Below are 25,917 nucleotides of genomic sequence, written 5' to 3'. Positions count from 1 at the left end.
GGCGCCCGCGAGCCGCGCCTCACCGGACCGCCGCCCTGCGGTACGCCCAGGTGGCGACGGCGAGCGAGACGACACCGACGACGGCGCAGACCGCGAGGTCGAGCGCGACGACCGCCCAGTCGGGGTGGGCGCCGAAGGACCGGGCCAGCGCCTCCACCCCGTACGTCGACGGCAGCAGATCGCGCGCCCAGTCCACCGGCTCCGGCAGCCGGTCGGCCGGCAGGACGCCCAGCAGGAGCGCGGCGGACATGCCGAGCTGCCCGAGCAGCGTGGCCAGCTCCTGGCGCGGCGCGAGCAGCCCCAGCGCGGCGCCGAGGCCCGAGAGCGCCGCCCCGGACAGCGGCACGACGGCCACGAGCACCCACAGATGCGCCATCGGCAGCCCGAACAGCACGCTGCCGGTCACCGCGGTGACGACGGTGCCGGGGACGGTGAAGGAGGCGTACGCCCCCGCCGCGCCGAGCACGACGGCGGCGGGCGGCACGGGCAGGGTGGCGTAGTGGTCGAGCCCGCCGCCCGCCCGGAGCTGCCCGAAGTACTGGGCCAGCAGGTTCAGCGCGACGAAGGCGACGACCAGGACGCTGGACCCGGCGACGACGGCCCGCGCCTCGGAGCCGCCGTCCACCACCCCGCGCATGAGGATCATGATCCCGACGGACTGGAAGGTCGCCACGAACAGCAGCGGGATGCGGGCCACCCGGGCCCGGGAGAGCTGGGCGCGGTAGACGGCCGCGAGAGAGGGGAACAGCCGGGCCCGGGGGGCGAGCGTCGCGGCCGCCCCGGCCACCGCACCGATTCCGCTCATGCCTTCACCAGTCCCTTGGTCGCGCCGCCGCCGAGCGCGAGGTAGACGTCCTCCAGGCTCGGCGTCGCCAGGCTGAAGTCGTCGAGCTGCGCGAAGGCCGCGCCCCCGGTCACCGCGGCCACCGCCGCCCGCGCCTCGTCGGGCGCGAGCCGCAGCGCCCAGCGCCGCCCGGACTCCTGGGCGCACGCGCGCAGGGCCGCGACCTCGGGGATGTCCAGCGGGGCGCGCTCCCGCCACATCAGCTCGACCCGCACCTCCCCGGCGACGCGCTCCTTGAGCCCGGCGGGGGTGTCGCAGGCGATGACCTTGCCGCGCTCGATGACGGCCACCCGGTCGAGGACGGTCTCCGCCTCGATGACGTTGTGCGTGACGAGCAGGACCGTGGCGCCGCGCTCGGCGCGCCGGCGGTCGACGGCGGCCCAGACGGCGCGCCGGGCCACCGGGTCCATGCCCGTTGTGGGCTCGTCCAGGACGAGCACGGGGCGCTCCCCGACGAGCGCGGCGGCGAAGCAGGCGAGGCGCCGCTGGCCGCCGGAGAGCTTCTTCAGCGGCCGGGCCGCGAGGTCGGTGAGGCCCAGCTCGTCCAGGACGGCGTCGCGCTCGGCCCGTGCCTCGCGCACGGGGAGCCCGCGCAGCCGCCCGGTGGTCTCGGCGGCGAGGGCGACGGTCAGCTCGTCCAGGGCGGTGGACTCCTGCCCGAGGTAGCCGATCAGCCGGGAGGCCCGCTCGGGGTGGCGCACGAGGTCGTGGCCGAGGACGTCGACGCTGCCGGAGTCGGGCCGCATCAGCCCGGTGAGCTGGCGTACGAGGGTGGACTTGCCGGCTCCGTTGGGCCCGAGCAGTCCGAAGATCTCACCGCGCCGGACGTCGAGGCTGATGCCGTCGGTGGCGCGTACTTCGGGGGTCGCGGGCGTGCCGCGGCGGCCCCGGGCCGGGGGATAGGTCTTCACCAGATCGCGCACCGCGCACACGGTGCCGCTCGCCGTCGGCGCCTGTACTGTCCCCGTACTCACGAGGTACGAGGGTACGGGGTCCGGGGACCGGCATTACGCCCGGGGCCGCACCGATCGGACATCGACGCCACCGACGGCGGCCGGGTCGAGCGGCCCTCGGGCCGATGTGGACTCAGTCTCCACCGGGCCCGGATTTCCCGGCCTTCTCCGCGGCCCGCTCGGCCGCCGGGGCGTGGTCGGCGGCGGCCCGTACGTCGATCTCGCGCCAGAAGCCCGCCCGGATCGCGTACCGGTCGTGCTCGTCGATCTGGTCGTCCTTGTGGGCGAGGAGGCCGAAGCGGGCCGCGTACCGCAGGAGTTCGCCGTCGATGCGGTGCGGGATGCGCGGGTAGAGCGCGGAGAGCTTCTGCAGGTGGCCGGTCTCCGGCAGCCGTTCCATCCAGCGCCGGGCGAAGACCTGGCCCACCTCGAAGGGGTCGCCGCCGACCGTGGTGATGTCCTCCTCGCGGTCGGCCCACCGCTGTTCGGCGCTGGTGAGCTGGGCGAGCGTCGGCAGGGACGCGGTCTCCGGGGGTTCGCCCAGCGGGCCGCCGCGCTCCACCCAGCCCCGGTCCGAGGACCAGCGCAGGGTCGCCGCGGGCTGCGGGGCGGGCTGCCGCTCGGCCGGTCCGGCGGGCCCGCGCAGGGTGCCGGCGAGGTCCTTCGGGGTGGGCACTCCCCTGGCGCCGTGCCCGTGCCCGTGCCCGTGCGCGGGCGGGGCGGGGGCGTCACCGGGCCGGGGGGCCGCCTCCTCGTCGTCGCGGGCCGCGTCGGCCTGCGCGGCAGCCCTGGACGCCCGCTCGGCGGAGGCGGCGATGGCCGACTCCGGCAGCGGGGCGGAGAGGATCGCGGCGATCTCGGGGCGCGGGGCGGGCGGCGGGGCGCAGGGGCCGCCGGTCTCCTTGGCGCGGACGGCCTGGGTGATCCAGGCCCGGTCGAGGACGCGGCGCTCGTCGGCCTCGGCGACCAGGTCCTCGGACTGGTTGTAGTCGCCGTCGGCGGCCTGGACGGCCCAGAGGTGGACGGCGACGCCGTGCTCCTTGGCGGACATCAGGCCGGGGAGCAGGTCGCCGTCGCCGGTCACCAGGACCACGTCGGAGCAGGCGCGGTTGCGGGCGAGCTCGGTCAGCTCGGCGTGCATCGCGGCGTCGACGCCCTTCTGCGCCCAGCGTCCGTCACTGCGGGTGAGGGCGCCCAGCCGAACGGTGACCCGGGGCATCACGCGCAGCCTGCGGTGCTCGGGCTGCGGGACGCGGTCGGGGGCGCCGTCGAACCAGTAGATCCGCAGCAGCGGCTGTGCGGTGTCGGCCTCGGCGCGTTCGCGCAGCTGCTGGATGAGGGCCGCGTGGTCGACGGTGATGCGGGACCGGGCGGGCTCTCCTGCCAGCAGACTCGCGGCTGCGCCCAGCAGATAGCCGGCGTCCACCAGGACGACGCAACGGTCCACGCGTTCCACCCTCTTCCAGGCATTCGGGATCGGGTTTTCTCAGGGTTCCTTCGAGTCTGCCCGACCGCACCGGGGTTAACGGCCGGAACTCGATCATCGGCGTGGCGGATCACGAAAAGCGCGCATCATACCCCGTCACTACGCACGGTAATGATCCGACATGCGATGTTTATCCGATTATGTGAATCTGACGGTGGTCCTGGCCCCGAGAGTCCTTATAGGAGGAACACCATGGCCAAGAACAAGAACCGCAAGCAGGGCAGCCAGCAGGACCGCGCTTCGCAGGCGGAGCGCGGTGCTCAGGAGGCACGCGCGACGGCCACCGAGGCGCGGAGCCCGATGGAGTCGCAGGCTCAGGGCAGCCCTGCCGATGTTGCGCGCAAGCATCAGCGGCGCTTCGGCCACAACTGACCGGACTCCCGGTAAGGCAGGCACACCGAGAGGGGCGACCCCGCGCAAGCGGAGCCGCCCCTCTCGTACGCGTAGGGGAGTTCAGCCCGCCAGGCAGGACGGGCCGAGCAGCACCTTCAGGTCGCCGAAGAGCGCCGGGTCCGGCTTCACCCGGTGCCGGTCGAGCCGGAGCACCGTGGTCTTGCGGGGGCCCTGGAGCCGGATGCGTACCTCGGTGTCGCCCCGGTGGCTGTTCAGCACCTCGCCGAGCCGGCTGACCATCGGCGGGGTGACCCGGACCGTGGGGATGGTCAGGACGACCGGTGCGTTGGTGCCGGCCGAGGAGAGGTCGGGGACCTGCATCTCCATCGCGACCAGGCGCGGCACGTCCTCGCGCTTGTCGAGGCGCCCCTTGACGAAGACGACGGTGTCCTCGACGAGCTGGGTGGAGACCAGCTGATAGGTCGCGGGGAAGAACATGCACTCGATGGAGCCCGCCAGGTCCTCCACGGTGGCGATGGCCCAGGCGTTGCCCTGCTTGGTCATCTTGCGCTGGAGGCCGGAGATGATGCCGCCCACCGTGACGATCGCGCCGTCGGCGTGCTCACCGCCGGTGAGCTGCGAGATCGCCGCGTCCGACTTGTCGGACAGGACGTGCTCCAGGCCGAACAGCGGGTGGTCGGAGACGTACAGCCCGAGCATCTCGCGCTCCTGGGCCAGCAGATAGGACTTCTCCCACTCGACGTCGGAGAACTCCACGTCGAGCCCGAAGCCCGGCTCGTCGCTGTCCTCCTCGCCGCCGCCGAAGAGGTCGAACTGCCCCTCGGCCTCCTTGCGCTTGACCTGCACCACGTTGTCGATCATGGGCTCGTGGTGGGCGACGAGCCCCTTGCGGGTGTGGCCCATCTCGTCGAAGGCGCCGGCCTTGATGAGGGATTCCACGGTCCGCTTGTTGCAGACGACGGCCTCGACCTTGTCCAGGAAGTCGGGGAAGGTGCTGTACTTCCCCTTGGCCTTGCGGCACCGGATGATCGAGTCCACGACGTTCTGGCCGACGTTGCGGACGGCCGTGAGCCCGAAGAGGATCACGTCGTCACCCTGGGCGGCGAAGTTGGACTCCGACTCGTTGACGTTCGGCGGGAGCACCTTGATGCCCATGCGCCGGCACTCGTTGAGGTAGACCGCGGACTTGTCCTTGTCGTCCTTGACCGAGGTCAGCAGGGCGGCCATGTACTCGGCGGGGTAGTTCGCCTTGAGGTACGCGGTCCAGTAGGTGACGAGCCCGTACGCGGAGGAGTGCGCCTTGTTGAACGCGTACCCGGCGAAGGGGACCAGGACGTCCCAGAGCGCCTTGATCGCCGCGTCCGAGAACCCCTTCTTCTTGGCGCCGGCCTCGAAGAGGACGAAGTTCTTCGCCAGCTCCTCGGGCTTCTTCTTGCCCATCACGCGGCGCAGGATGTCGGCCTCGCCGAGCGAGTACCCGGCGACGATCTGGGCGGCCTTCTGCACCTGCTCCTGGTACACGATCAGGCCGTAGGTGAGGCCCAGGACCTCCTTGAGCGGCTCCTCCAGCTCGGGGTGGATCGGGGTGATCTCCTGGCGGCCGTTCTTGCGCTCGGCGTAGTTCGTGTGCGAGTTCATGCCCATCGGGCCCGGCCGGTAGAGGGCCGAGACGGCGGAAATGTCCTCGAAGTTGTCGGGCTGCATCTGGCGCAGCAGCGAACGCATCGGCCCGCCGTCGAACTGGAACACGCCGAGCGTGTCACCGCGGCACAGCAGCTCGTAGGTCTTGGGGTCGTCGAGCGGGAGGGCGAGCATCTCCAGGTCGATGCCCTTGTTGGACTTCACCATCTTGATGGCGTCGTCCATGATCGTCAGGTTGCGCAGCCCCAGGAAGTCCATCTTGAGGAGGCCGAGCGATTCGCACTGCGGGTAGTCCCACTGCGTGATGGTGACGCCGTCGGTGTGCCGCACCCAGACCGGGGCGTGGTCCACGATCGGCTCGCTGGACATGATGACGCCGGCGGCGTGCACGCCCATCTGCCGGACCAGGCCCTCGACGCCCTTGGCGGTGTCGATGACCTTCTTGACGTCCGGCTCGTTCTCGTACATCCCCCGGATCTCGCCCGCCTCGCTGTAGCGCGGGTGGCTGGGGTCGGTGATGCCGTTGAGGTCGATGCCCTTGCCGAGGACGTCGGCGGGCATGGCCTTGGTGAGCCGGTCGCCCATGGCGTACGGGTAGCCGAGGACGCGGGCGGAGTCCTTGATCGCGTTCTTGGCCTTGATCTTGCCGTAGGTGCCGATCATGGCGACCTTGTCGGCGCCGTACTTCTCCGTCACGTACCGGATGACCTCGACGCGCCTGCGCTCGTCGAAGTCGATGTCGACGTCGGGCATGGAGACGCGCTCGGGGTTGAGGAACCGCTCGAAGATCAGCCCGTGCTCGATCGGGTCGAGGTCGGTGATGCCGAGTGCGTACGAGACGATCGAGCCGGCCGCGGAGCCTCGTCCCGGGCCGACCGCGATGCCGTTGTTCTTGGCCCACATGATGAAGTCGGCGACGACCAGGAAGTACCCCGGGAACCCCATCTGGATGATGATGTCCATCTCGTACTCGACCTGCTTCTGCCGGTCCTCCGGGACGCCGTTCGGGAAACGGCGGTTCATCCCCGTCCGGACCTCCTCCTGGAACCAGGTGATCTCCGTGTAGCCCTCGGGGATCTCGAACTTCGGCATGAGGTCGCGCTTCTCGAACATCCCGGTGGTGTCGATCTGCTGGGCGACCAGGAGGGTGTTGGCGCACCCCTCCTGCCAGGCGTCGGAGGAGTCGACGCCGTACATCTCGTCCGTGGTCTTCAGGTAGTAGCCGGTGCCGTCGAAGCGGAAGCGGTCCGGGTCGGAGAGGTTCTTGCCGGTCTGGATGCAGAGCAGGGCGTCGTGCGCGGTCGCCTCGGAGGCGTACGTGTAGTGCGAGTCGTTCGTCACGAGCGGCGGGATGCCGAGCTTCTTGCCGATCTCCAGGAGCCCGTCGCGGACCCGGCGCTCGATCTCGATGCCGTGGTCCATCAGCTCCAGGAAGTAGCGCCCCTCGCCGAAGATGTCCTTGTAGTCGGAGGCCGCCTTGAGCGCCTCGTCGAACTGGCCGAGCCGCAGCCGCGTCTGGACCTCGCCGGAGGGGCAGCCGGTGGACGCGATCAGGCCCTCGGACCACTGGGAGATGGTCTCCTTGTCCATACGCGGCCACTTCTGGAGCCAGCCCTCGGCGTAGGCGTCGGAGGACAGCTTGAAGAGGTTGTGCAGCCCCGTCCTGTTGGCCGCCCAGATCGTCTTGTGGGTGTAACCACCCGAACCGGAGACGTCGTCGCGCTTCTGGTGCGGCTGCCCCCACTGGATCTTCCGCTTGTGCTTGCGCGACTCGGGCGCGACGTACGCCTCGATGCCGATGATCGGCGTCACGCCCGCCTTCTGCGCCGAGTGGAAGAAGTCGTACGCCCCGTGCAGGTTGCCGTGGTCCGTCATCGCGATATGGGTCATGCCCATGTCGTTGCACGCGGTGAACATGTCCTTGAGCCGCGCGGCACCGTCCAGGAGCGAGTACTGGGTGTGGACGTGAAGGTGCGTGAAGGGCGGCTTGGTCACGGCGCTGTGCCTCCGGGGAAATGTGGATGACGGGACGGGTGACGTCTCGGGATGTCTGGGGGGACAGCGTGGAAGTCTACGTCTCCGAGGAGCGCGGCGACGGGCACTCCGCGATACGGTCGCGCGTTGGAAGGGCGGGACCACCCGTCCCTTTTGTCATGCACGTCATCAGCCAGGTCAGGTACCAGGAGGCAGTCACAGATGTCGGACACGCAGACCGGCGCGGAGCGGCGCGGGGAGCAGATTCTCGAGGTCTTCGACGCCGCCTTCGGGGAGCTGTTGGCCGCCGATCCGGCCGCCTTCCGGGTCAAGTTCCGCAAGATGGCGGGCTCGGCCTTCGCGTTCTACCGCGGCACGGCCTGCCTGTTCTACAACGACCTGGAGCACGAGCGGCACGGCGGCCCGTATCTGGACGAGCGCACCGGCCGGGTCTGGATCCACGGCGACCTGCACGCGGAGAACTTCGGCACCTACATGGACGCCAACGGCCGCCTCGTCTTCAACGTGAACGACTTCGACGAGGCGTACGTGGGCCCCTTCACCTGGGACCTCAAGCGCTTCGCCGCCTCGGTCGCCCTCCTCGGGTACGCGAAGGCGCTGGGCGACGAGCAGATCACCGAGCTGGTACGGATCTACGCGGCGGCCTACCGCGAGCGCATCCGCGCCCTGGCGACGGGCGCCAAGAACGACGAGGTCCCGCCGTTCACGCTCGACACCGCCGAAGGCCCCCTCCTGGGCGCGCTGCGCGTCGCCCGCTCGCTGACCCGGTTCTCGCTGCTCGACTCGATGACCGAGATCCGCGACTTCGAGCGCCGGTTCGCCGAGGGCGGCGGCGCGATCGACCTGGACGCGGCCACGCGGTACAAGGTGCTGGCCGCGTTCGACGGCTATCTGGAGACGCTGCCGGAGTCGAGCCTGACCCGGCCCGACTCCTACCGGGTCAAGGACGTCGTGGGCCGGCGCGGCATCGGCATCGGCTCGGCGGGCCTGCCCTCGTACAACATCCTCCTGGAGGGCAACAGCGACGCCCTGGAGAACGACGTCGTGATCTACCTCAAGCAGGCCCAGACCCCGGCCGTCTCCCGGCACATCACGGACCCGGCCGTACGCGGCTACTTCCAGCACGAGGGCCACCGGACGGTCATCTCGCAGCGCGCCCTCCAGGCCCACGCCGACCCGTGGCTCGGCTGGACCGAGCTGGACGGGGCCGGCCAGCTCGTCGCCGAGGTGTCGCCGTACGCGGTGGACCTGGACTGGTCCGACATCGACGAGCCCGACGAGATCGCGGCGCTCGTCGCCGACCTCGGCCGGGCCACGGCCACGATGCACTCGGCGGCGGACGACGAGAGCGGCCACTCCCTGGTGCCGTTCTCCACGGAGCGGGCGATCGACGCCGCCATCGCGGCCGACGAGGAGGGCTTCGGGGACCTCCTCGTGGACTTCGCCCACAGCTACGGCGCCCGGGCCCGCGCGGACCACCAGATCTTCGTGGACCTGTTCCGCAACGGCCGCATCCCGGGGCTGTAGGGCGCGAAACGGAACCTTTAGGGGTCGCTTACAGGTTCGCATGCGACACTCCTGGGCGATGGACATATCCGGGACGCAGCTCAGAGCGGCACGCGCGGCGCTTTTCACAGCGCTCGTCGTGACGCTCTCCGCCGCGTCCCACGTCCTGCTCTCGCAGGTCGCGCTGCCCCTGGTCCCCGTCGCCGTGCTGGCCGGGGCCGTCTTCGCGGCGGCATACGCCCTGGCCGGCCGCCAGCGCGGCTTCGGGGCCATCGCCGGGCTGCTGGTCCCCCTGGAGCTGGCCGCCGACACCTTCTTCACCACCGGCCAGCACCTCTGCTACGGGGCGGCGGGCGGCCCGATAGCGGGCCCCCTGCGCTCGGTGGGCGTCGACGTCCTGTGCGGCGGCGGCGACCTCGGGCCCGGCACCGCCCAGCTCGCCGACGTCGGCACCCCGCTCGCCTCGGTGACCGCGGGCGGCCAGGGCGCCGCCGCGCTGCTCGCCTCCCCCGGCCCGCTGGTCCCCTGGCTGCTGCTGGCCGCCCATGTCACGGTCGGGCTGCTCGCCGCCGCCTGGCTGCACCGCGGGGAGCTGGCGCTCGCCGGGCTGCTCCGGGCGGGCGCGCTGCTGGCGTTCCGGCCGCTGCTGATCGCGGTGGCCGTGGTGCGCACGGCGGGCCGCTCGCGGCGGACCGGGGCCCGCCCGGCCGCGTCCGGGCCGCTGCTGCCGGGCCGCGCGCTCCTCCTCGTGCACTCCGTGGGACGGAGGGGTCCGCCGCTCGGGGCCTGTGCCCTCTGAGCACGCGAGCCCCGCACCGTACGACCCCCACTCCACGGAGAACACCACCATGAGCAAGCGCAACAGCCAGGCCAACAAGTCCGCCGCCCGCGAGCGGCTGCGCGCGGAGCGCGAGCGCCAGGCGAAGAAGGACAGGGCCCGCCGGCAGGTCGTCGTCGGCGTCTCGGTCGTCGCCGGTCTCGCCGTCGTCGCGGGCATCAGCTACGCGGTGATGCAGCTGAACAAGCCGTCCCACTGGGACTCCCTCAAGGACGAGAAGACGGTCGTCGCGCCCAAGAACACCTCGGGCAAGGACGGCACCACCGTCGTCATCGGCAAGGACAGCGCGAAGAAGACCCTGAAGCTGTACGAGGACTCCCGCTGCCCGATCTGCGCCTCGTTCGAGCAGACCGTCGGCTCGACCGTCACCAAGGACGTCGCGGACGGCAAGTACAAGATCCAGTACATAGGCGCCTCGTTCATCGACGGCGACAGCCTCGGCGGCGACAACCCGTCCGTCGGCACCCGCGGCGAGGGCTCCAAGAACGCCCTGAGCGCGCTCGGCGCCGCCCTGAACGTGAGCACGGACGCCTTCCTGGAGTACAAGAGCGCGCTGTACTCGGCGGAGTTCCACCCGGACGAGGCGGACGACAAGTTCAAGGACGACAGCTACCTGATCAAGGTCGCCGACTCGGTGAAGGAGCTCAAGGGGAACAAGGCGTTCCAGAAGGCCGTCGAGGACGGCACGTACGACGCCTGGGCCCTGAAGATGTCCAAGAGCTTCGACGAGAACAAGGACGACGTGACCGGCACGCCGACCCTCGTCATGGACGGCAAGAAGATCACCGGCAGCGACGGCAAGAACGCGCCGATGACGGTCGAGGACTTCAACACGGCGATGACCGCCGCGCTGAAGGGCTGATCCGCACCCTTCGAAGGGCTCCGCGCGCCCGCCGCGCGGAGCCCTTCGCGCGTCACAGCGTGGCGAGGAACCCGATCGCGACCTTCCAGGCCAGCTCCGCCGCCTCCCGGTCGAAGTCGGGCAGCTCCGGGTCGGTGAAGAGGTGGCCGGCGCCCGGGTAGCGGTAGACCTCCACGTCCGCCCCGGTCCGCTGCATGTCCAGGTACCAGGAGTTCAGCCAGTCCGCCGTCTCGTACGGGTCGGGGTCGGCGACGTGCAGCTGCACGGGCAGCTCGTCCACCGAGGCGTTCTCGGCGATGTCCGAGGTGCCGTGCAGGAGCAGCAGCCCGCGCGCCTTCTCGTCGCCGAGCGCCAGCGTCTGGGCGACCGAGGCGCCGAGCGAGAAACCGGCGTAGACGAGGCCCTGGTCGGAGTAGGGCGCGGCGGCGAGCACGGCCCGCTTGAGCAGCTCCTCCTTACCGGTCTCCTCGCGGAACGCCTCCGCTTCCTCCACCGAATCAAAGGTGTGCCCCTCGAACAGATCGGGCACGCGCACCTCGTGCCCGGCGGCGCGCAGCCGGTCGGCTGCGGCGTGCACGGCGGGGCGCAGACCGTACATCGAGTGGAAAAGCATGATGTTCATGACGCCCATGGTGCCAGTTGCGTTCGAAGGGATGGAGAGCGACAGCATGGAGAGTGTTCTGCGGCCGCTGATCGTCCTCGGCGGTTCGGTGGTGATCACCCTGGCGGCGGGCTGGTTCTTCGACTTCCTGCTGAGGCGCGCCGACGCCAGACACCACGAGACCCCGCTGTGGGGCCTGCTGCGGCGCTGTCGCATCCCGTTCCAGCTGGTCATGTGCGCGGCGCTGCTGCGCGGTACGTACGCGAGGACGGGGCTCGGCCCGGTCCAGGACCACCGAGTGGGCATCGGGCGGCTGCTGACGCTCGTGCTGATCGGCGCTTCGGCCTGGCTGGTGGTGCGGATCGCCATCGCGATCGTGGACTCCGTGTACGCGCGGTACGCGGCGGCCCACAACCGGGACCCGGCGCGGGTGCGGCGGGTGCGGACGCAGGTGACGCTGATCCAGCGCGTGGTCATCGCCGTCGTGACGATCCTGGCCGTCGCGGCGATGCTGCTGACGTTCCCCGAGATGCAGGCGGTGGGCACCTCGATGCTGGCCTCGGCCGGTCTCGTCGGCATCGTCGCCGGTGTCGCCGCCCAGTCCACGCTGGGCAACCTCTTCGCCGGTCTCCAGATCGCGTTCGGCGACATGGTCCGCATCGGCGACACCGTGGTGGTGGACGGCGAGTGGGGCACGATCGAGGAGATCACGCTGACCTTCCTCGCGGTGCGTACGTGGGACGAGCGGCGGATCACGATGCCGGTCTCGTACTTCACGGGCAAGCCGTTCGAGAACTGGTCGCGCGGCGGGGCGCAGATGACCGGCTCGGTCTTCTTCCACCTGGACCACTCGGCGCCGATCGAGGCGATGCGCGACAAGCTGCGGGACATCCTCGGCGAGTGCGCCGCCTGGGACGGCCGGAACTGGTCCCTGGCGGTCACGGACACCACCCCGACGACGATCCAGGTGCGCGCGGTGGTGACCGCGAAGGACGCGGACGACATCTGGACGGCGCGCTGCGCGGTCCGGGAGCAGCTGATCGGCTGGCTGCGCGACCACCACCCGTACGCGCTGCCGCGGGTCGCGACGGCCCCCGCGGCGCTCCCGCCCGGCGACGCCTGGCCGTCGATGACCCTGAACGGCAGGGAGGAGAAGACCGCGAGCAGCTGGAACCGGACCCCGCGCACCGGCCGGGGCTGACCGCCCTCAGCGCAGGCTGCGTACGTCCAGCTGCCGCAGCACCCGGTCCACGACCTCCGGGTCCGAGCCGGGTTCGCTGCGCGCGGCGAGGACGGCGTGGCGGGCGGCCGACATCATCTCGCGCTGGATGCGGCTGACCGCCTGGAACCGCTCGACGCGCTTGGCGTAGGCGTCGCGCCGTTCGTCGTCGACCATCTCCGGGCTGATCCGCGCCCCCACGTCGTAGGCGAGCCGGTGCAGCCGCTCGGTGACCTCCTCGGGGAAGTCCTCGGTCTCCTCGATCTCCTTGAGCCGCTGCCGGGCCGCCTTGGCCGCCCGGATCGCGAGGTCCTTCTCCAGGGCCGCCTCGGCGTCCGTGTCCGCGCGCACCCCGAGCCTCCGCACCAGCCAGGGCAGCGTCAGCCCCTGGAAGACCAGGGTCACCATGATCACGGAGAACGCGATGAAGACGATCTCGTCGCGACCGGGGAACGGCTGGCCGTCGTCCGTCTCCAGCGGGATCGCCAGGGCCAGCGCGACGGAGGCCACCCCGCGCATCCCGGCCCACCACATGATCACGGTCTCCCGCCAGCTGGTGGGGATCTCCTCGCTGACGTCCCGCCGGGTGTGCAGCCGCTTGGCGAGCCAGGTGGCCGGCAGCAGATACAGCAGCCGTACGCCGACGACGACGGCGACGACCGCGAGGCCCCAGCCGGCCGTCTCCAGGAGGCGCCCGTCGGCCGTGCCGAACACGTTGTGCAGTTCGAGGCCGATGAGCCCGAAGGCGATCCCGGTGACGAGGGTGTCGACGATGTCCCAGAAGGTGCGTCCGGTGAGCCGGCCGAGGACGTCGTCGGCGTCCGCGGTGTGCTCCGCGAGGAACATCGCGGTCATCAGGACGGCGAGCACACCGGAGCCCATCAGCTCCTCGGCGAGCACGTAGCTGGCGAACGGCACCAGCAGGGTCAGGCCGACCTGGAGGGTGGCGTCGCCGAGCAGCCCCATCAGCTTGATGGTGAGCCAGCCGAGCGCGACGCCCACTACCACGGCGACCACCGCGGACAGCACGAGCAGCCCGAACGCCTCGGGCCACGAGAAGGTCCCGCTGACGGCCGCCGCGATGGCTACGTGGTACAGCACGATCGCGGTGACGTCGTTGAACAGCCCCTCGCCCTCCAGGATGGAGACGAGCCGCCGGGGCAGCCCGACCGACCCGGCGACGGCGGTCGCGGCGACCGGGTCGGGCGGGGCGACGAGCGCGCCGAGGGCGACGGCGGCGGCGAGCGGCAGCCCCGGCACGATCGCGTCGGCGACCGCGGCGACGGCGGCGGTCGTGAGGAAGACCAGGGCGACGGCCAGCAGGAAGATGGGCCGCTTGTTCGCGGCGAACTGCCGCCAGGAGGTGCGCTGCACCGAGGCGTAGAGCAGCGGCGGCAGCAGCGCGGGGAGGATGATCTCCGGCGGGATGTCCACGTTCGGCACGAAGCTGAGGAAGGCGAGCACGACGCCGAAGAGCGTCATCAGCACCGGCGCCGGCAGCCTCAGCCGGTCCCCCAGCGGGACCGTGACCACGGCCCCGAGCAGCAGCAGGAGCAGCAGTGACATCTGGTCCACGGGGTGCCTTCCGAAGCGCTCCGGCCGGGGCCCGGTCCCACGCCCGGCCGATGCCCCTCACCCTGCCATGCGCCCCCCGCCGCCCGGGGTCAGGGGGTGCGGCGGGGCGTCAGATCGTCCGGCGCATCGCCCGGTGCGGTATGCCCGCGTCCATGAACTCGGGGCCGTACGGCTCGTAGCCGAGGCGCTCGTAGAAGCCCAGGGCGTGCGTCTGGGCGTGCAGGTCGACGGCGGTGAGGCCGTGGCTCCGGGCCGCGTCCTCGATGGCCCGCACGAGCGCGGCGCCGACGCCGAGCCCCCGGGCCTCCTTGCTCACCGCGAGCCGGCCGAGCGAGCCGACGGCCGGGTCCCCGCCGGTGTGCGAGGCGGCGGCGGGGCCGTGCAGCAGTCGGCCGGTCCCGAGCGCGGTGCCGTCGGCGGCGATGGCTATGACGTGCAGCGCGTCCGCGTCGTGGGCGTCGTACTCCAGCTCCTCGGGCACGTTCTGCTCACCGACGAAGACCTCCTTGCGCACCTGGAAGCAGGCGGCGCGGTCCTGCTCGTCGGCGACGGGCCGGGTGGTGTACGCGAGGCGCCCGGCGCTCACTGGCTCTCCGCCGCGATGCGGTCCAGCGCCTGCTGGAGGTCGTCGGGGTAGGTGCTGGTGAACTCGACCCAGCTCCCGTCGGCGGGGTGCTCGAAGCCCAGCTTCACCGCGTGCAGCCACTGCCGGGTGAGGCCGAGGCGCTTGGCCATGGTGGGGTCGGCGCCGTAGGTGAGGTCGCCGACGCAGGGGTGGCGGTGGGCGGCCATGTGCACCCGGATCTGGTGGGTGCGCCCGGTCTCCAGCTTGATGTCGAGGAGGCTGGCCGCCCGGTACGCCTCGATGAGGTCGTAGTGCGTCACCGAGGGCTTGCCGTCCGCGACGACCGCCCACTTGTAGTCGTGGTTCGGGTGGCGGCCGATGGGGGCGTCGATGGTGCCGCTCATCGGGTCCGGGTGGCCCTGGACCAGCGCGTTGTACTTCTTCTCCACGACCCGGTCGCGGAACTGGGCCTTCAGCAGGGTGTAGGCGCGCTCGGACTTGGCGACGACCATCAGTCCGGAGGTGCCGACGTCGAGCCGGTGCACGATGCCCTGGCGCTCGGCGGCGCCGGAGGTCGAGATCCGGTACCCGGCGGCGGCGAGGCCGCCGATGACGGTGGTGCCGGTCCAGCCGGGGCTGGGGTGGGCGGCGACGCCGACGGGCTTCACGATCACCACGATGTCGTCGTCGTCGTGGACGATCTCCATGCCCTCGACGGGCTCGGCGACGATCTGCACCGGCGCGGGCGCCTGCGGCATCTCCACTTCGAGCCAGGCACCGCCGTGCACCCGCTCGGACTTCCCGACGACCGAGCCGTCCACCTGCACCTTGCCTGCGGCGGCCAGGTCGGCGGCCTTGGTGCGGGAGAAGCCGAACATCCGGGAGATGGCGGCGTCGACGCGCTCGCCCTCCAGGCCATCGGGGACGGGCAGGGTGCGGACCTCGGGTTGCGTACTCACCAGTCGAGTATGCCTTGCGTGCCTCAGTCCTTGTGCACGGTCCCGTCGGGGTCCAGGCCCTTGAAGGAGAGCAGCACGATCAGGATGCCGCCGCAGACGATCGCGGAGTCGGCCAGGTTGAAGACGGCGAAGTGGGCGGGGGCGATGAAGTCCACCACCGCGCCCTCGAAGACGCCCGGCGCGCGGAAGATGCGGTCGGTGAGGTTCCCGAGGGCCCCGCCGAGCAGCAGGCCGAGGGCGATGGCCCACGGCAGGCTGTACAGCTTGCGGGCCAGCCGCGCGATCACCACGATGACGGTCGCCGCGATGATCGTGAAGATGATCGTGAACGCCTCGCCGAAGCCGAACGCGGCCCCCGAGTTGCGCAGGGCGTCCAGCTTGAGCCAGTCGCCGATGAGCTCGACCGGCTCCTGGTGCTCCAGCTTCGCCACGACGAGCATCTTGCTGCCGAGGTCCAGCAGATACGCGACGACGGCGACGCAGAACAGCAGGATGACCCGGCGCCTGCGGGTGGCCGACGAGCGGTCGACGGCCGCGTCCGCCGCGGTGGCCCCGGTGTCCGGGGCCTCCGGCGCGACCGGGTCCGGGGAAGCGGCCGAGCCGTCCGGCCCGGTCTCTCCGCTTCCCTCAGCCCCGGTGATGTCCGGCGTACCGATGATGCGCTCCGCCTCTGCCAACGTGAGTCCCTCAACCTAGTTCCCGACTGAGGACGAGGGTACGGCACGCCCGTGCGAATCAGCCGCGTCGCTCCTGCTTCTGTTTGTCCTCGACACACAGCGTGGCCCGGGGGAACGCCTGCATCCGCGCCTTGCCGATCGGCTTGCCGCAGACCTCGCACAGCCCGTACGTGCCCGCCTCCAGACGGGCCAGGGCGCGCTCGGTCTGGTCCAGCATCTCCTGGGCGTTGGCGGCGAGCTGCATCTCGTGCTCGCGGGTGATGTTCTTGGTGCCGGTGTCGGCCTCGTCGTCGCCCGCCCCGTCGCCGGAGTCGCGCATCAGACCGGCCAGCGCGAGACCGGACGCCTCCAGCTCGTTGCGGAGGCGGGTGGCCTCGCCGGTCAGCCCGTCCCGTGCGGCGGTGACCTCCTCCGGCGTCCAGGGGTCCTCGCCCGGCCGTACGGCCAGGTCTCCCGGCGCCGTGGCGACCCGGGCGGGCGGCACGGGTGCCGCGTCCTCGCCCGCGGTCCGGGTACCGGCCGCGCTCTTCTTGGCTACCACCGTGTGGGCTCCCGTCTGATCGGCGGCCTCGGCCGCCCCCGTGGTCGCCGAGGCCGCGGTGGCCCCGGTCTTCTTCGGCGTGGTCTTCTTCGACACGGTCTTCTTCGACGCGGTCTTCCTGGCCGCCGCCTTCTTGGCGGAGGTCTCCTTGCCGGGCGCCTTCTTCTCCACCATGGCCGCGGCCCCTTCACACGCTGTGATCTTGCTCGCGAGTCGTGCTGGGACGATAAGTCGACCCCCGGCCCGCGGCAACGGGGCACGCCGCCGCATCCCGCCTCCCCGTGTCCGGATCACCGTGTGCCTGCATCCGTTGTGCCCAGCTCCCCGCGGGGTAATCCGGCTTTCCGCCGCGCGCCGGGCCGCGCTCCGGCCGAGTACGGCCCGTATGGCCATTCGGGTCACGCCCGGCCCCTCCGTAAACCGGTCGGACGCCGTGCCCCGGGGCCCGTACACTGGCCTCAGCGAGAGGCGTGGATGGGACGAGTAGCGTCGTACGCAGCCAGCAGCGACCCGGGGACGGTGGGAGCCCGGGGGCGAGCGCGTCGTGAAGATCACCCCGGAGCCGCCGGAAGAAAGCCCCCGAGGGGCCAGTAGAACCGGCATCGCACCCCAATGAGGGGGCCCGGGGCGCACGCCCGGGGCCAAGGAGGGTGGTACCGCGGGGACCGGCTCGGTTCTCGTCCCTCCGACGGAAGTGGAAGACGTCCGCCGGAGGAAGCCCGCACATGACATCGCCGCAGTACCGCCAGGTGCCCGCCCAGGTCGACCTGCCCGCCCTTGAGCACGCCGTGCTCGACTTCTGGCGCGAGAACAAGGTCTTCGACAAGAGCCTCGACCAGTCCGAGGGCCGCCCCGAGTGGGTGTTCTACGAGGGCCCGCCGACCGCCAACGGCATGCCCGGCGCCCACCACATCGAGGCCCGCGTCTTCAAGGACGTCTTCCCCCGCTTCCGGACCATGCAGGGCTACCACGTCGCCCGCAAGGCCGGCTGGGACTGCCACGGCCTGCCGGTCGAGCTGGCGGTCGAGAAGGAGCTGGGCTTCAACGGCAAGAAGGACATCGAGGCGTACGGCATCGCCGAGTTCAACGCCAGGTGCCGCGAGTCCGTGACCCGGCACACCGACGCCTTCGCCGAACTCACGACCCGCATGGGGTACTGGGTCGACCTGGACGACGCGTACCGCACGATGGACCCCGAGTACGTCGAGTCCGTGTGGTGGTCGCTGAAGGAGATCTTCAACAAGGGCCTGCTGGTCCAGGACCACCGCGTCGCCCCCTGGTGCCCGCGCTGCGGCACCGGCCTCTCCGACCACGAGCTGGCGCAGGGCTACGAGACGGTCGTCGACCCCTCGGTCTTCGTGCGCTTCCCGCTCACCTCCGGCCCGCTGGCCGGCGAGGCGGCGCTCCTGGTCTGGACGACGACCCCGTGGACCCTGGTCTCCAACACCGCCGTCGCCGCGCACCCCGAGGTCACCTACGTCGTCGCGACGAACGGCGAGGAGAAGCTCGTCGTCGCGCAGCCGCTGGTCGAGAAGGCGCTCGGCGAGGGCTGGGAGCTCACCGGCCAGTCGTTCACCGGCCGCGAGATGGAGCGCTGGACGTACGAGCGCCCGTTCGCGCTGCTCGACTTCCCGGCCGAGGCGCACTACGTCGTCAACGCCGAGTACGTGACGACCGAGGACGGTACGGGTCTGGTCCACCAGTCCCCCGCCTTCGGCGCCGACGACCTCCTGGTCTGCAAGGCGTACGGCCTGCCGGTGGTCAACCCGGTCCGCCCCGACGGCACCTTCGAGGAGGACCTGCCGCTGGTCGGCGGGGTCTTCTTCAAGAAGGCCGACGAGGCGCTGACCGAGGACCTGAAGGACCGCGGCCTGCTCTTCCGCCACGTCCCGTACGAGCACAGCTACCCGCACTGCTGGCGCTGCCACACCGCGCTGCTGTACTACGCGCAGCCGTCCTGGTACATCCGCACCACGGCGGTCAAGGAGCGGCTGCTCCAGGAGAACGAGAAGACCAACTGGTTCCCGGACTCCGTCAAGCACGGCCGCTTCGGCGACTGGCTGACCAACAACGTCGACTGGGCGCTGTCCCGCAACCGCTACTGGGGCACCCCGCTGCCCATCTGGCGCTGCGAGGAGGGCCACCTCACCTGCGTCGGCTCGCGCGCCGAGCTGGGCGAGCTGTCCGGCACGGACCTCTCCGGCCTGGACCCGCACCGCCCGTTCATCGACGACGTCGTCTTCGCCTGTACGCACGAGGGCTGCGGCCTGGAGGCGCGCCGCGTCCCCGAGGTCATCGACGCCTGGTACGACTCGGGCTCGATGCCGTTCGCACAGTGGGGCTACCCGTACAAGAACAAGGAGATCTTCGAGAGCCGCTACCCGGCGCAGTTCATCTCGGAGGCCATCGACCAGACCCGCGGCTGGTTCTACACGCTGATGGCCGTCGGCACGCTGGTCTTCGACAAGTCGTCGTACGAGAACGTCGTCTGCCTGGGCCACATCCTCGCCGAGGACGGCCGGAAGATGTCCAAGCACCTGGGCAACATCCTCCAGCCGATCCCGCTCATGGACCAGCACGGCGCGGACGCGGTGCGCTGGTTCATGGCGGCGGGCGGCTCCCCCTGGGCGGCCCGGCGCGTGGGCCACGGCACGATCCAGGAGGTCGTCCGCAAGACGCTCCTCACGTACTGGAACACGGTGGCCTTCCAGGCCCTGTACGCCCGTACGTCGAGCTGGGCGCCCTCGGCCGCGGACCCGGCGCCCGCCGACCGCACGGTCCTGGACCGCTGGCTGCTCGGCGAGCTGAACACGCTGGTCGACCAGGTCACGCAGGCGCTGGAGGGCTACGACACCCAGCGCGCCGGCAAGCTGCTCTCCGCGTTCGTGGACGACCTGTCCAACTGGTACGTGCGCCGCTCCCGGCGCCGCTTCTGGCAGGGCGACAAGGCGGCGCTGCGCACGCTGCACGAGGTGGTGGAGACCGTCACGCGGCTGATGGCCCCGCTGACCCCGTTCATCACCGAGCGGGTCTGGCAGGACCTGGTCGCGCCGGTCACCCCGGACGCGCCGGAGTCGGTCCACCTGTCGTCCTGGCCGAAGGCGGACCCGGCGGCGATCGACCCCGCGCTCTCGGCGCAGATGGCGCTGGTACGGCGCCTGGTCGAGCTGGGCCGGGCCACGCGTGCGGAGTCGGGCGTCAAGACCCGCCAGCCGCTGTCCCGGGCGCTGGTCGCGGCCTCGGGCTTCGAGGCCCTGTCCGCGGAGCTGCGCGCCCAGATCACGGAGGAGCTGAACGTCTCCTCGCTCGCCTCCCTGTCCGAGGTGGGCGGCTCGCTGGTCGACACCACGGCCAAGGCGAACTTCCGGGCGCTCGGCAAGCGCTTCGGCAAGGGCGTCCAGGCGGTGGCCAAGGCGGTCGCGAACGCGGACGCGGCGGCCCTGTCGCTGGCCCTGCGCGAGGGCACGGCGTCGGTGGAGGTGGACGGCGAGACGGTCACCCTCTCCCCCGACGAGGTCATCATCACGGAGACCCCGCGCGAGGGCTGGTCCGTCGCCTCGGACTCGGGCGCGACGGTCGCCCTTGACCTGGAGATCACCCCGGAGCTGCGGCGCGCGGGCCTGGCCCGTGACGCGATCCGCCTGATCCAGGAGGCCCGCAAGAACAGCGGCCTGGACGTCGCGGACCGCATCGCCGTCCGCTGGACCGCCACGTCCGCCGCGACGACGGAGGCCCTCACCGAGCACGCGACGCTGATCGCGGACGAGGTGCTGGCCGTGGACTACGCGGAGTCCGAGCCGGACACCACGTACGGCCCCCCCTTCGAGGACGAGGGCCTGTCCCTGACGTTCCACCTCCGCAAGGCGTAGCCGTAACCCGAGGGGCCCGGCCGGACGTTCCGGCCGGGCCCTTCGCTGTCCCCCACGGGGGCTCCGCCGCCATCTTCAGCCTCGCCGGCGTTTGAGGCGCGGGGTCCGGGGCGGAGCCCCGGTTACGGGAAGGGACGGGGAGCGGAACAAGCCCCCGCAGCGGCGGCCCCGCCCGTCGGCGGACACGCAAAAGGGCCGGGCCCGGGGAAAACCCCGGGGCCCGGCCCTTTGCCTGCCGACGGCTACGCGCTCACCGCGCGAAAGCCCGTCAGTTGTCGTCCTCGTCGATCAGAAACCCACGCATCGGCGACGGCGCCTGCTGCATCGGCTGCGGCGCCTGCGGCCGCACCGGCGCCATCGGCTGCGTCATCGCCGGCGACATCTGCTGCTGACCGCCGTACGACGGGCCACCGCCCATGGACGGGTTGCCGCCGCCCATCTGCTGGCCGCCGTGGTTGCCGCCCATCGTGTGCCCCATGGCACCCGCACCGGCCGGAGCCAGCGAGGGCGACGGCGGCAGCGACGCGGCGGCCGGGGTGCGCGGCGGAGCCAGCGAGTCGTCCGCCTGGGTCTCCAGCTGACGCAGCTGGCTCTCCAGGTAGGACTTCAGACGCGTCCGGTACTCGCGCTCGAAGCCCCGCAGGTCCTCGACCTTGCGCTCCAGCGTCGCGCGGGCCGACTCCAGCGAGCCCATCGCCACGCGGTGCTTCTCCTGCGCGTCCCGCTCCAGCGCGTCCGCCTTGGCGCGGGCGTCCCGCTCCAGGCCCTCGGCGCGGCTGCGCGCCTCGCCGACGATCTTGTTGGCCTCGGAACGGGCCTCCGCGATCGCCTGGTCGGCGGTCTGCTGGGCCAGGGACAGGACACGGGCGGCGCTGTCGCCACCGGGGCCCTGCTGCTGCATCTGCGGCGGGGGCTGCATCTGCTGCATCTGCTGCTGCGGGTTGTGACCGCCCATGGGACCGCCCATCGGGCCGCCCATGGGACCACCCTGCATCGGGCCGGGACCGTGCGGGCCCTGCGGACCGGGGCCGTGCGGGCCCTGGGGGCCGTGACCGCTGGGACCGGCGGGCAGCTGCGGAGCACCACCGGGCAGCTGGGGGGACCCATCTGCGGGGGCTGCTGCTGGACCGGCGGGCCCGATATGGCGGCGGGCACCGGGGCACCCGGCCGGTCCTGCTGCTCCGGCGGCTTGCGCATACCCTGCTGCTGGTTCTGCGCAGCGGCACGCGTGGCGGCGGCCAGCTTGGCACGCAGGTCCTCGTTCTCACGGAGCAGGCGGGTCAGCTCCGACTCGACCTCGTCGAGGAAGGCATCGACCTCGTCCTCGTCGTAGCCCTCTCGGAGGCGGACCGTCGTGAACTGCTTGTTCCGCACATCCTCGGGAGTCAGCGGCATCTCTTCTTCACCTCTACGTAGTCGTCGGCAGTCGGCAAGACCGTATCGCTCACAGCCTGACCACGATGCTGATCAGGATGGAAACGATGATCATCAGAACGAAGAAGGACAGGTCGAGTGCCACGCCCCCGAGACGCAGCGGCGGGATGAACCGCCGCAGGAGCTTGAGCGGTGGATCGGTGACCGTGTAGGTCGTCTCCAGGACGACCACCATCGGCTTGCCCGGCTGCCATGAACGTGCGAACTGGAAGACGTAGTCCATGACGAGCCGGAAGATCAGCACGATGAGGAAACACATCAACGCGATGTAGACAACACTTTGTGCGACGCCCATCTCTCGCGCTTCCCTCTCCCCTGGCTCTCGTAGCACCGGCCTCTCGGCCGGGTTGTTCCCGGTGTCGTGTTCTCAGCTCTGGTTGAAGAATCCGCCCTCTGCGATGCGGGCCTTGTCCTCCGCCGTGACATCGACGTTAGCAGGCGACAACAGGAACACCTTCTGTGTCACTCGCTCAATGCTGCCATGGAGACCGAAGACGAGTCCCGCGGCAAAGTCGACAAGTCGCTTTGCGTCCGTATCGTCCATCTCCGTGAGATTCATGATCACCGGAGTGCCCTCACGGAAGTGTTCCCCGATGGTACGGGCCTCGTTGTACGTCCTGGGGTGCAGCGTCGTGATCCGGTAGGGCTCGCGCTCGGACACGACCTTGGGCATGATCACCGGTGCGTTCTTCTCCATGTTCGGACGTTCAGGTGTGATGGATGCCACGGGTGCGATCCGGGCGGGTCGCTCACGCTCCGCGGGGATCTGGACCGGCTCCCGCTGCGCCGGCGGCTGGACCGCGCGGACCGGTTCGTCGCGCTCGCGGTCCCGCTCCACCTGATGCGCGGGCTGGTGCCGGCGCCGGTCGCGCTCGGGCTCCGGCTCGGGTTCGAATTCGTCGTCGGGGTCGAACCCCGGGCCGTCGTACCCATCGTCCTCCACGAGGCCGAGGTAGACCGCCATCTTGCGCATCGCGCCGGCCATGCTCTGAGTCCTCCGCTCTGTGGTGGATCGGCATCTGTCACCAAGTGCCCGCGATCCACTCCGGCCTACCCGCTCTGGGCGGTAATGACCATATTTTCTGCTGTGGTCCGACTTCTTGGCGACGTTACCCGAGCCCGGGTCGGACTCCGAGTACCGCAGTACCGACGCGCACATGTGTCGCTCCGGCCGCGATCGCGTCCTCGAGGTCCGCACTCATCCCCGCAGAGACCATGTTCGCAGCCGGATGGTTCCCGCGCAGCCGGGATGCGAATTCCATCAGCCGGTCGAACGCGGCCCGTTGCCGCCCGGCGAAGGGGCCGGCGAGCGGCGCGACGGTCATCAGTCCGTCGAGCCGGAGCCCGGGCGCGGCGGCGACCGCGTCCGCCAACTCCTCGATCCCGTCGGGCGCGACACCTCCGCGGGACCCCCGCTCGCCGCTCTCCGCGTCGAGCGCGACCTGGATGAGGCAGCCGAGTTCGCGCTCGCGGCGCTCGGCGGCGGTCGAGAGCGCGGCCACCAGCTTCGTACGGTCCACGGACTGCACGACATCGGCGTAACCGGCCACGGAACGGACCTTGTTGGTCTGCAACTGGCCGACAAAGTGCCAGGAGAGCGACAGATCTGCGCATTCCGCAGCCTTGGGGGCGGCGTCCTGGTCACGGTTCTCCGCGACCTGACGCACACCGAGTCCGTGCAGAATCCGCACATCGCTCGCGGGGTAGGTCTTGGTGACCACGATCAGGGTCACCTCCTCCCGCTTGCGCCCGGCCGCGGCGCAGGCCGAAGCGATCCGCTCCTCCACCCGCGCCAGATTCGCGGCGAGTTGTTCCTTGCGTTCCGTCATGCCCTATCAGTCCAGCCAGACATATCCGGCGAGCCGCCCGGTGGTGCGGTCGCGTCGGTACGAGAAGTGGTCGCCCGATTCCAGGGTGCAGAAGGGCGACGCCTGCCGGTCGGTGACGCCGAGCCCGGCGAGCTGGGCGTGCACCCCGCCGGTGACGTCCACCGCGGGGGTGCCCCAGCTGGTCTCGGACCAGGAGCCGGGCACGCGTGCGGCGACCTCGTCCCGCATCGCCGCCGGGACCTCGTAGCACCGGCCGCAGACGGCCGGCCCGGTCCGGGCGGTGATCCGGGAGACCTCCGCGCCGAGCCGGACCATGGCCTCGACCGCGGCCGGCACGACCCCGGCGACCAGCCCCGGCCGCCCGGCGTGCGCCGCCGCGACGACGCCGGCCTCCGGGTCGGCGAGCAGGACGGGGGTGCAGTCGGCGGTCAGCACGGCGAGCGCGAGCCCGCGCCGCGCGGTGACCAGCGCGTCCACGGCGGGGATCTCCGCCGCCTCGCCCCAGGGTCCGTCGACCACGGCCACGTCCCGGCCGTGGACCTGGTTCATCCAGACGACCCGCGCCGGGTCGAGCCCCCGGGCGCGCGCGGCCCGCTCGCGGTTGGCGAGCACGGCGGCGGGGTCGTCGCCGACCGCGCCGCCGAGGTTGAGCTCCGCGTACGGGGCGGCGCTCACTCCGCCCCACCTGTCGGTGAAGGAGAAATGAGCGCCGCCCCGCGAAAAGACAGAGACCGTCGGGTTCACTGCGTCATGCGGACCTATCACTTCAAGAAGTCCGGTACGTCCAGCTCCTCGGCCTGGGAGTCCGAGTAGGGCCGGGCCGGCGGGACGTGCGGCGGCGAGACGACCGGCGGAAGGTGGGTCTCACCCGACACCGGAGCCGGCTCGGCCTGGGCCGGCGGCTCCTCGCGCGGCGGCACGGACCCGAGTCCGCCGGACGACTGGCGCACCGGCTCGGGCGCGGACCGGACCGGCGTCGGGGCCGGCTCCTCGCGCTTGGCGCTGTTCGCGCCGAGGACGTTCTCCCGCCGGGCCGGCGGCTGTCCGCCGTCGAAGCCCGCCGCGATGACGGTGACCCGCACCTCGTCGCCGAGGGCGTCGTCGATGACCGCGCCGAAGATGATGTTCGCCTCCGGGTGGGCCGCCTCGCTCACCAGCTGGGCGGCCTCGTTGATCTCGAAGAGACCGAGGTCGCTGCCGCCGGAGATGGAGAGCAGCACACCGCGGGCGCCGTCGATGGACGCCTCCAGGAGCGGCGAGGAGATCGCCATCTCCGCGGCGGCCACCGCGCGGTCGTCGCCGCGGGCGGAGCCGATGCCCATGAGCGCCGAACCGGCCTCGGACATGACCGACTTGACGTCGGCGAAGTCCAGGTTGATCAGGCCCGGCGTGGTGATGAGGTCGGTGATGCCCTGGACACCCGAGAGCAGGACCTGGTCGGCCGACTTGAAGGCGTCGAGCACGCTGACCTGGCGGTCCGAGATGGACAGCAGCCGGTCGTTGGGGATGACGATGAGGGTGTCGACCTCTTCGCGGAGCTCGGCGATGCCGTCCTCCGCCTGATTGGCGCGGCGCCGGCCCTCGAAGGTGAACGGGCGGGTGACCACACCGATCGTCAGGGCGCCGAGCGAGCGCGCGATGTTGGCGACGACGGGTGCGCCACCGGTGCCGGTGCCGCCGCCTTCGCCTGCGGTGACGAAGACCATGTCGGCCCCCTTGAGGACCTCCTCGATCTCCTCACGGTGGTCCTCTGCCGCCTTACGACCGACGGCCGGGTTCGCCCCGGCGCCGAGGCCGCGGGTGAGTTCGCGGCCGACGTCGAGCTTGACGTCGGCGTCGCTCATCAACAGGGCTTGCGCATCCGTGTTGATCGCGATGAACTCGACGCCCTTGAGACCGACCTCGATCATTCGGTTGATGGCATTGACACCACCGCCGCCGACACCGATGACCTTGATGACTGCGAGGTAGTTCTGCGGTGCTGCCACGTCGAAGGCCTCTCGCCTCGAGTTACGTGTCGTCGCTTCGCGGTGATCCCGCCGCGACGACGGATGCCGATTGGGACGGTCCGAACGCCGACCCAAACCCTAACGTTCAAGTTTAGGGTTACCAGTGTGTCTGCTTCATGGACTCTTCCGAACAGGACACTAAGTCGACAAGTGGCGCACG

General features: G+C 71.3%; 21 protein-coding genes and 1 pseudogene. 6 read left to right on the top strand and 16 right to left on the bottom strand.

Going from position 1 to position 25,917, the window contains the following annotated elements; genetic code table 11:
- Positions 1 to 19 precede the first annotated feature (19 nt).
- The 3 genes from NEH16_RS23835 to NEH16_RS23825 form a co-directional block, all read right to left on the bottom strand.
- On the bottom strand, positions 20 to 805 hold the full coding sequence (locus NEH16_RS23835) for an ABC transporter permease (protein WP_073968213.1): 786 nt from the start codon (positions 803 to 805) through the stop codon (positions 20 to 22).
- Positions 802 to 1,776, bottom strand: a complete 975-nt coding sequence (locus tag NEH16_RS23830) for an ABC transporter ATP-binding protein (protein WP_265547357.1) — start codon at positions 1,774 to 1,776, stop codon at positions 802 to 804. Before NEH16_RS23830 ends, NEH16_RS23835 begins: the two co-directional genes overlap by 4 nt.
- 154 nt (positions 1,777 to 1,930) lie before the next feature.
- A complete protein-coding gene (locus NEH16_RS23825) occupies positions 1,931 to 3,253 on the bottom strand; it encodes an NYN domain-containing protein (protein ID WP_265544843.1) in 1,323 nt (440 codons plus the stop codon).
- A gap of 222 nt (positions 3,254 to 3,475) precedes the next feature.
- Here NEH16_RS23825 and NEH16_RS23820 point away from each other — a divergent pair, with 222 nt between their 5' ends.
- A complete protein-coding gene (locus NEH16_RS23820) occupies positions 3,476 to 3,655 on the top strand; it encodes a hypothetical protein (RefSeq protein WP_073968210.1) in 180 nt (59 codons plus the stop codon).
- An 81-nt stretch (positions 3,656 to 3,736) separates the two neighbouring features.
- Here NEH16_RS23820 and dnaE read toward each other — a convergent pair whose 3' ends face one another.
- A complete protein-coding gene (gene dnaE, locus NEH16_RS23815; protein WP_265544842.1) occupies positions 3,737 to 7,273 on the bottom strand; it encodes a DNA polymerase III subunit alpha in 3,537 nt (1,178 codons plus the stop codon).
- Positions 7,274 to 7,474: 201 nt separating this feature from the next.
- Here dnaE and NEH16_RS23810 point away from each other — a divergent pair, with 201 nt between their 5' ends.
- The 3 genes from NEH16_RS23810 to NEH16_RS23800 are packed head-to-tail and all read left to right on the top strand — an operon-like array spanning position 7,475 to position 10,479.
- Positions 7,475 to 8,800: a DUF2252 domain-containing protein gene (locus NEH16_RS23810; protein WP_073968208.1), complete on the top strand. Its 1,326-nt coding sequence runs from the start codon at positions 7,475 to 7,477 to the stop codon at positions 8,798 to 8,800.
- A gap of 58 nt (positions 8,801 to 8,858) precedes the next feature.
- The gene (locus NEH16_RS23805) at positions 8,859 to 9,578 is read left to right on the top strand and encodes a hypothetical protein (protein ID WP_265544840.1); all 720 of its coding nucleotides are present in this window, start codon (positions 8,859 to 8,861) and stop codon (positions 9,576 to 9,578) included.
- A 49-nt stretch (positions 9,579 to 9,627) separates the two neighbouring features.
- Positions 9,628 to 10,479, top strand: coding sequence for a thioredoxin domain-containing protein (locus NEH16_RS23800; protein ID WP_265544838.1), 852 nt, complete (start codon positions 9,628 to 9,630; stop codon positions 10,477 to 10,479).
- Between the two features lie 52 nt (positions 10,480 to 10,531).
- On the opposite strand, the gene NEH16_RS23795 is transcribed toward NEH16_RS23800, so the two are convergent.
- On the bottom strand, positions 10,532 to 11,110 hold the full coding sequence (locus NEH16_RS23795; RefSeq protein WP_073968453.1) for a dienelactone hydrolase family protein: 579 nt from the start codon (positions 11,108 to 11,110) through the stop codon (positions 10,532 to 10,534).
- A 37-nt stretch (positions 11,111 to 11,147) separates the two neighbouring features.
- Between NEH16_RS23795 and NEH16_RS23790 the strand changes: the two genes are divergently transcribed.
- A complete protein-coding gene (locus tag NEH16_RS23790) occupies positions 11,148 to 12,281 on the top strand; it encodes a mechanosensitive ion channel family protein (protein WP_265544836.1) in 1,134 nt (377 codons plus the stop codon).
- Between the two features lie 6 nt (positions 12,282 to 12,287).
- Here the strand turns inward: NEH16_RS23790 and NEH16_RS23785 are convergent, their stop codons facing one another.
- The 5 genes from NEH16_RS23785 to NEH16_RS23765 form a co-directional block, all read right to left on the bottom strand.
- Positions 12,288 to 13,874 (bottom strand): Na+/H+ antiporter, encoded by a 1,587-nt coding sequence (locus NEH16_RS23785; protein ID WP_265544835.1) that lies wholly within the window; start codon positions 13,872 to 13,874, stop codon positions 12,288 to 12,290.
- Positions 13,875 to 13,983: 109 nt separating this feature from the next.
- Positions 13,984 to 14,460, bottom strand: coding sequence for a GNAT family N-acetyltransferase (locus NEH16_RS23780; protein ID WP_265544833.1), 477 nt, complete (start codon positions 14,458 to 14,460; stop codon positions 13,984 to 13,986).
- The gene (locus NEH16_RS23775) at positions 14,457 to 15,398 is read right to left on the bottom strand and encodes an RluA family pseudouridine synthase (RefSeq protein WP_073968203.1); all 942 of its coding nucleotides are present in this window, start codon (positions 15,396 to 15,398) and stop codon (positions 14,457 to 14,459) included. The genes NEH16_RS23780 and NEH16_RS23775 overlap by 4 nt, the downstream gene beginning before the upstream one ends.
- A 23-nt stretch (positions 15,399 to 15,421) precedes the next feature.
- Positions 15,422 to 16,075, bottom strand: a complete 654-nt coding sequence (gene lspA, locus NEH16_RS23770; protein ID WP_265544831.1) for a signal peptidase II — start codon at positions 16,073 to 16,075, stop codon at positions 15,422 to 15,424.
- 58 nt (positions 16,076 to 16,133) lie between these two features.
- The gene (locus tag NEH16_RS23765) at positions 16,134 to 16,790 is read right to left on the bottom strand and encodes a TraR/DksA family transcriptional regulator (protein WP_265544829.1); all 657 of its coding nucleotides are present in this window, start codon (positions 16,788 to 16,790) and stop codon (positions 16,134 to 16,136) included.
- Positions 16,791 to 17,341: 551 nt separating this feature from the next.
- Here NEH16_RS23765 and ileS point away from each other — a divergent pair.
- Positions 17,342 to 20,485, top strand: a complete 3,144-nt coding sequence (gene ileS / locus NEH16_RS23760; protein ID WP_265544828.1) for an isoleucine--tRNA ligase — start codon at positions 17,342 to 17,344, stop codon at positions 20,483 to 20,485.
- A gap of 268 nt (positions 20,486 to 20,753) precedes the next feature.
- On the opposite strand, the pseudogene NEH16_RS23755 reads toward ileS, so the two are convergent.
- From NEH16_RS23755 to ftsZ, 6 genes and pseudogenes are all read right to left on the bottom strand, one after another.
- Positions 20,754 to 21,880: pseudogene (locus tag NEH16_RS23755) on the bottom strand (DivIVA domain-containing protein).
- A 49-nt stretch (positions 21,881 to 21,929) separates the two neighbouring features.
- A complete protein-coding gene (locus NEH16_RS23750; RefSeq protein ID WP_018104460.1) occupies positions 21,930 to 22,214 on the bottom strand; it encodes a YggT family protein in 285 nt (94 codons plus the stop codon).
- Positions 22,215 to 22,286: 72 nt separating this feature from the next.
- Positions 22,287 to 22,904 (bottom strand): cell division protein SepF, encoded by a 618-nt coding sequence (locus tag NEH16_RS23745; protein WP_018104459.1) that lies wholly within the window; start codon positions 22,902 to 22,904, stop codon positions 22,287 to 22,289.
- Between the two features lie 124 nt (positions 22,905 to 23,028).
- Positions 23,029 to 23,748 (bottom strand): YggS family pyridoxal phosphate-dependent enzyme, encoded by a 720-nt coding sequence (locus NEH16_RS23740; protein WP_265544826.1) that lies wholly within the window; start codon positions 23,746 to 23,748, stop codon positions 23,029 to 23,031.
- Between the two features lie 6 nt (positions 23,749 to 23,754).
- Entirely contained in the window at positions 23,755 to 24,513 is a 759-nt protein-coding gene (gene pgeF / locus NEH16_RS23735; RefSeq protein WP_374215606.1) for a peptidoglycan editing factor PgeF, read from the bottom strand.
- Complete coding sequence (gene ftsZ / locus NEH16_RS23730; protein WP_073968196.1) at positions 24,510 to 25,736, bottom strand: cell division protein FtsZ; 1,227 nt, start codon at positions 25,734 to 25,736, stop codon at positions 24,510 to 24,512. Before ftsZ ends, pgeF begins: the two co-directional genes overlap by 4 nt.
- Positions 25,737 to 25,917 lie beyond the last annotated feature (181 nt).

The sequence above is a fragment of the Streptomyces drozdowiczii genome (assembly GCF_026167665.1).
GTDB classification, from domain to species: domain Bacteria; phylum Actinomycetota; class Actinomycetes; order Streptomycetales; family Streptomycetaceae; genus Streptomyces; species Streptomyces drozdowiczii_A.
Note: the sequence above shows the minus strand (reverse complement) of the source record. Positions and strands in the feature narration are given on the sequence as shown.

Coding starts and splice junctions, on each gene's coding strand:
- NEH16_RS23835 (WP_073968213.1), bottom strand. CDS start 805: ATGAGCGGAATCGGTGCGGTGGCCGGGGCGGCCGCGACGCTCGCCCCC.
- NEH16_RS23820 (WP_073968210.1), top strand. CDS start 3,476: ATGGCCAAGAACAAGAACCGCAAGCAGGGCAGCCAGCAGGACCGCGCT.
- NEH16_RS23810 (WP_073968208.1), top strand. CDS start 7,475: ATGTCGGACACGCAGACCGGCGCGGAGCGGCGCGGGGAGCAGATTCTC.
- NEH16_RS23805 (WP_265544840.1), top strand. CDS start 8,859: ATGGACATATCCGGGACGCAGCTCAGAGCGGCACGCGCGGCGCTTTTC.
- NEH16_RS23800 (WP_265544838.1), top strand. CDS start 9,628: ATGAGCAAGCGCAACAGCCAGGCCAACAAGTCCGCCGCCCGCGAGCGG.
- NEH16_RS23795 (WP_073968453.1), bottom strand. CDS start 11,110: ATGGGCGTCATGAACATCATGCTTTTCCACTCGATGTACGGTCTGCGC.
- NEH16_RS23790 (WP_265544836.1), top strand. CDS start 11,148: ATGGAGAGTGTTCTGCGGCCGCTGATCGTCCTCGGCGGTTCGGTGGTG.
- NEH16_RS23765 (WP_265544829.1), bottom strand. CDS start 16,790: ATGGTGGAGAAGAAGGCGCCCGGCAAGGAGACCTCCGCCAAGAAGGCG.
- ileS (WP_265544828.1), top strand. CDS start 17,342: ATGACATCGCCGCAGTACCGCCAGGTGCCCGCCCAGGTCGACCTGCCC.
- NEH16_RS23750 (WP_018104460.1), bottom strand. CDS start 22,214: ATGGGCGTCGCACAAAGTGTTGTCTACATCGCGTTGATGTGTTTCCTC.
- NEH16_RS23745 (WP_018104459.1), bottom strand. CDS start 22,904: ATGGCCGGCGCGATGCGCAAGATGGCGGTCTACCTCGGCCTCGTGGAG.
- NEH16_RS23740 (WP_265544826.1), bottom strand. CDS start 23,748: ATGACGGAACGCAAGGAACAACTCGCCGCGAATCTGGCGCGGGTGGAG.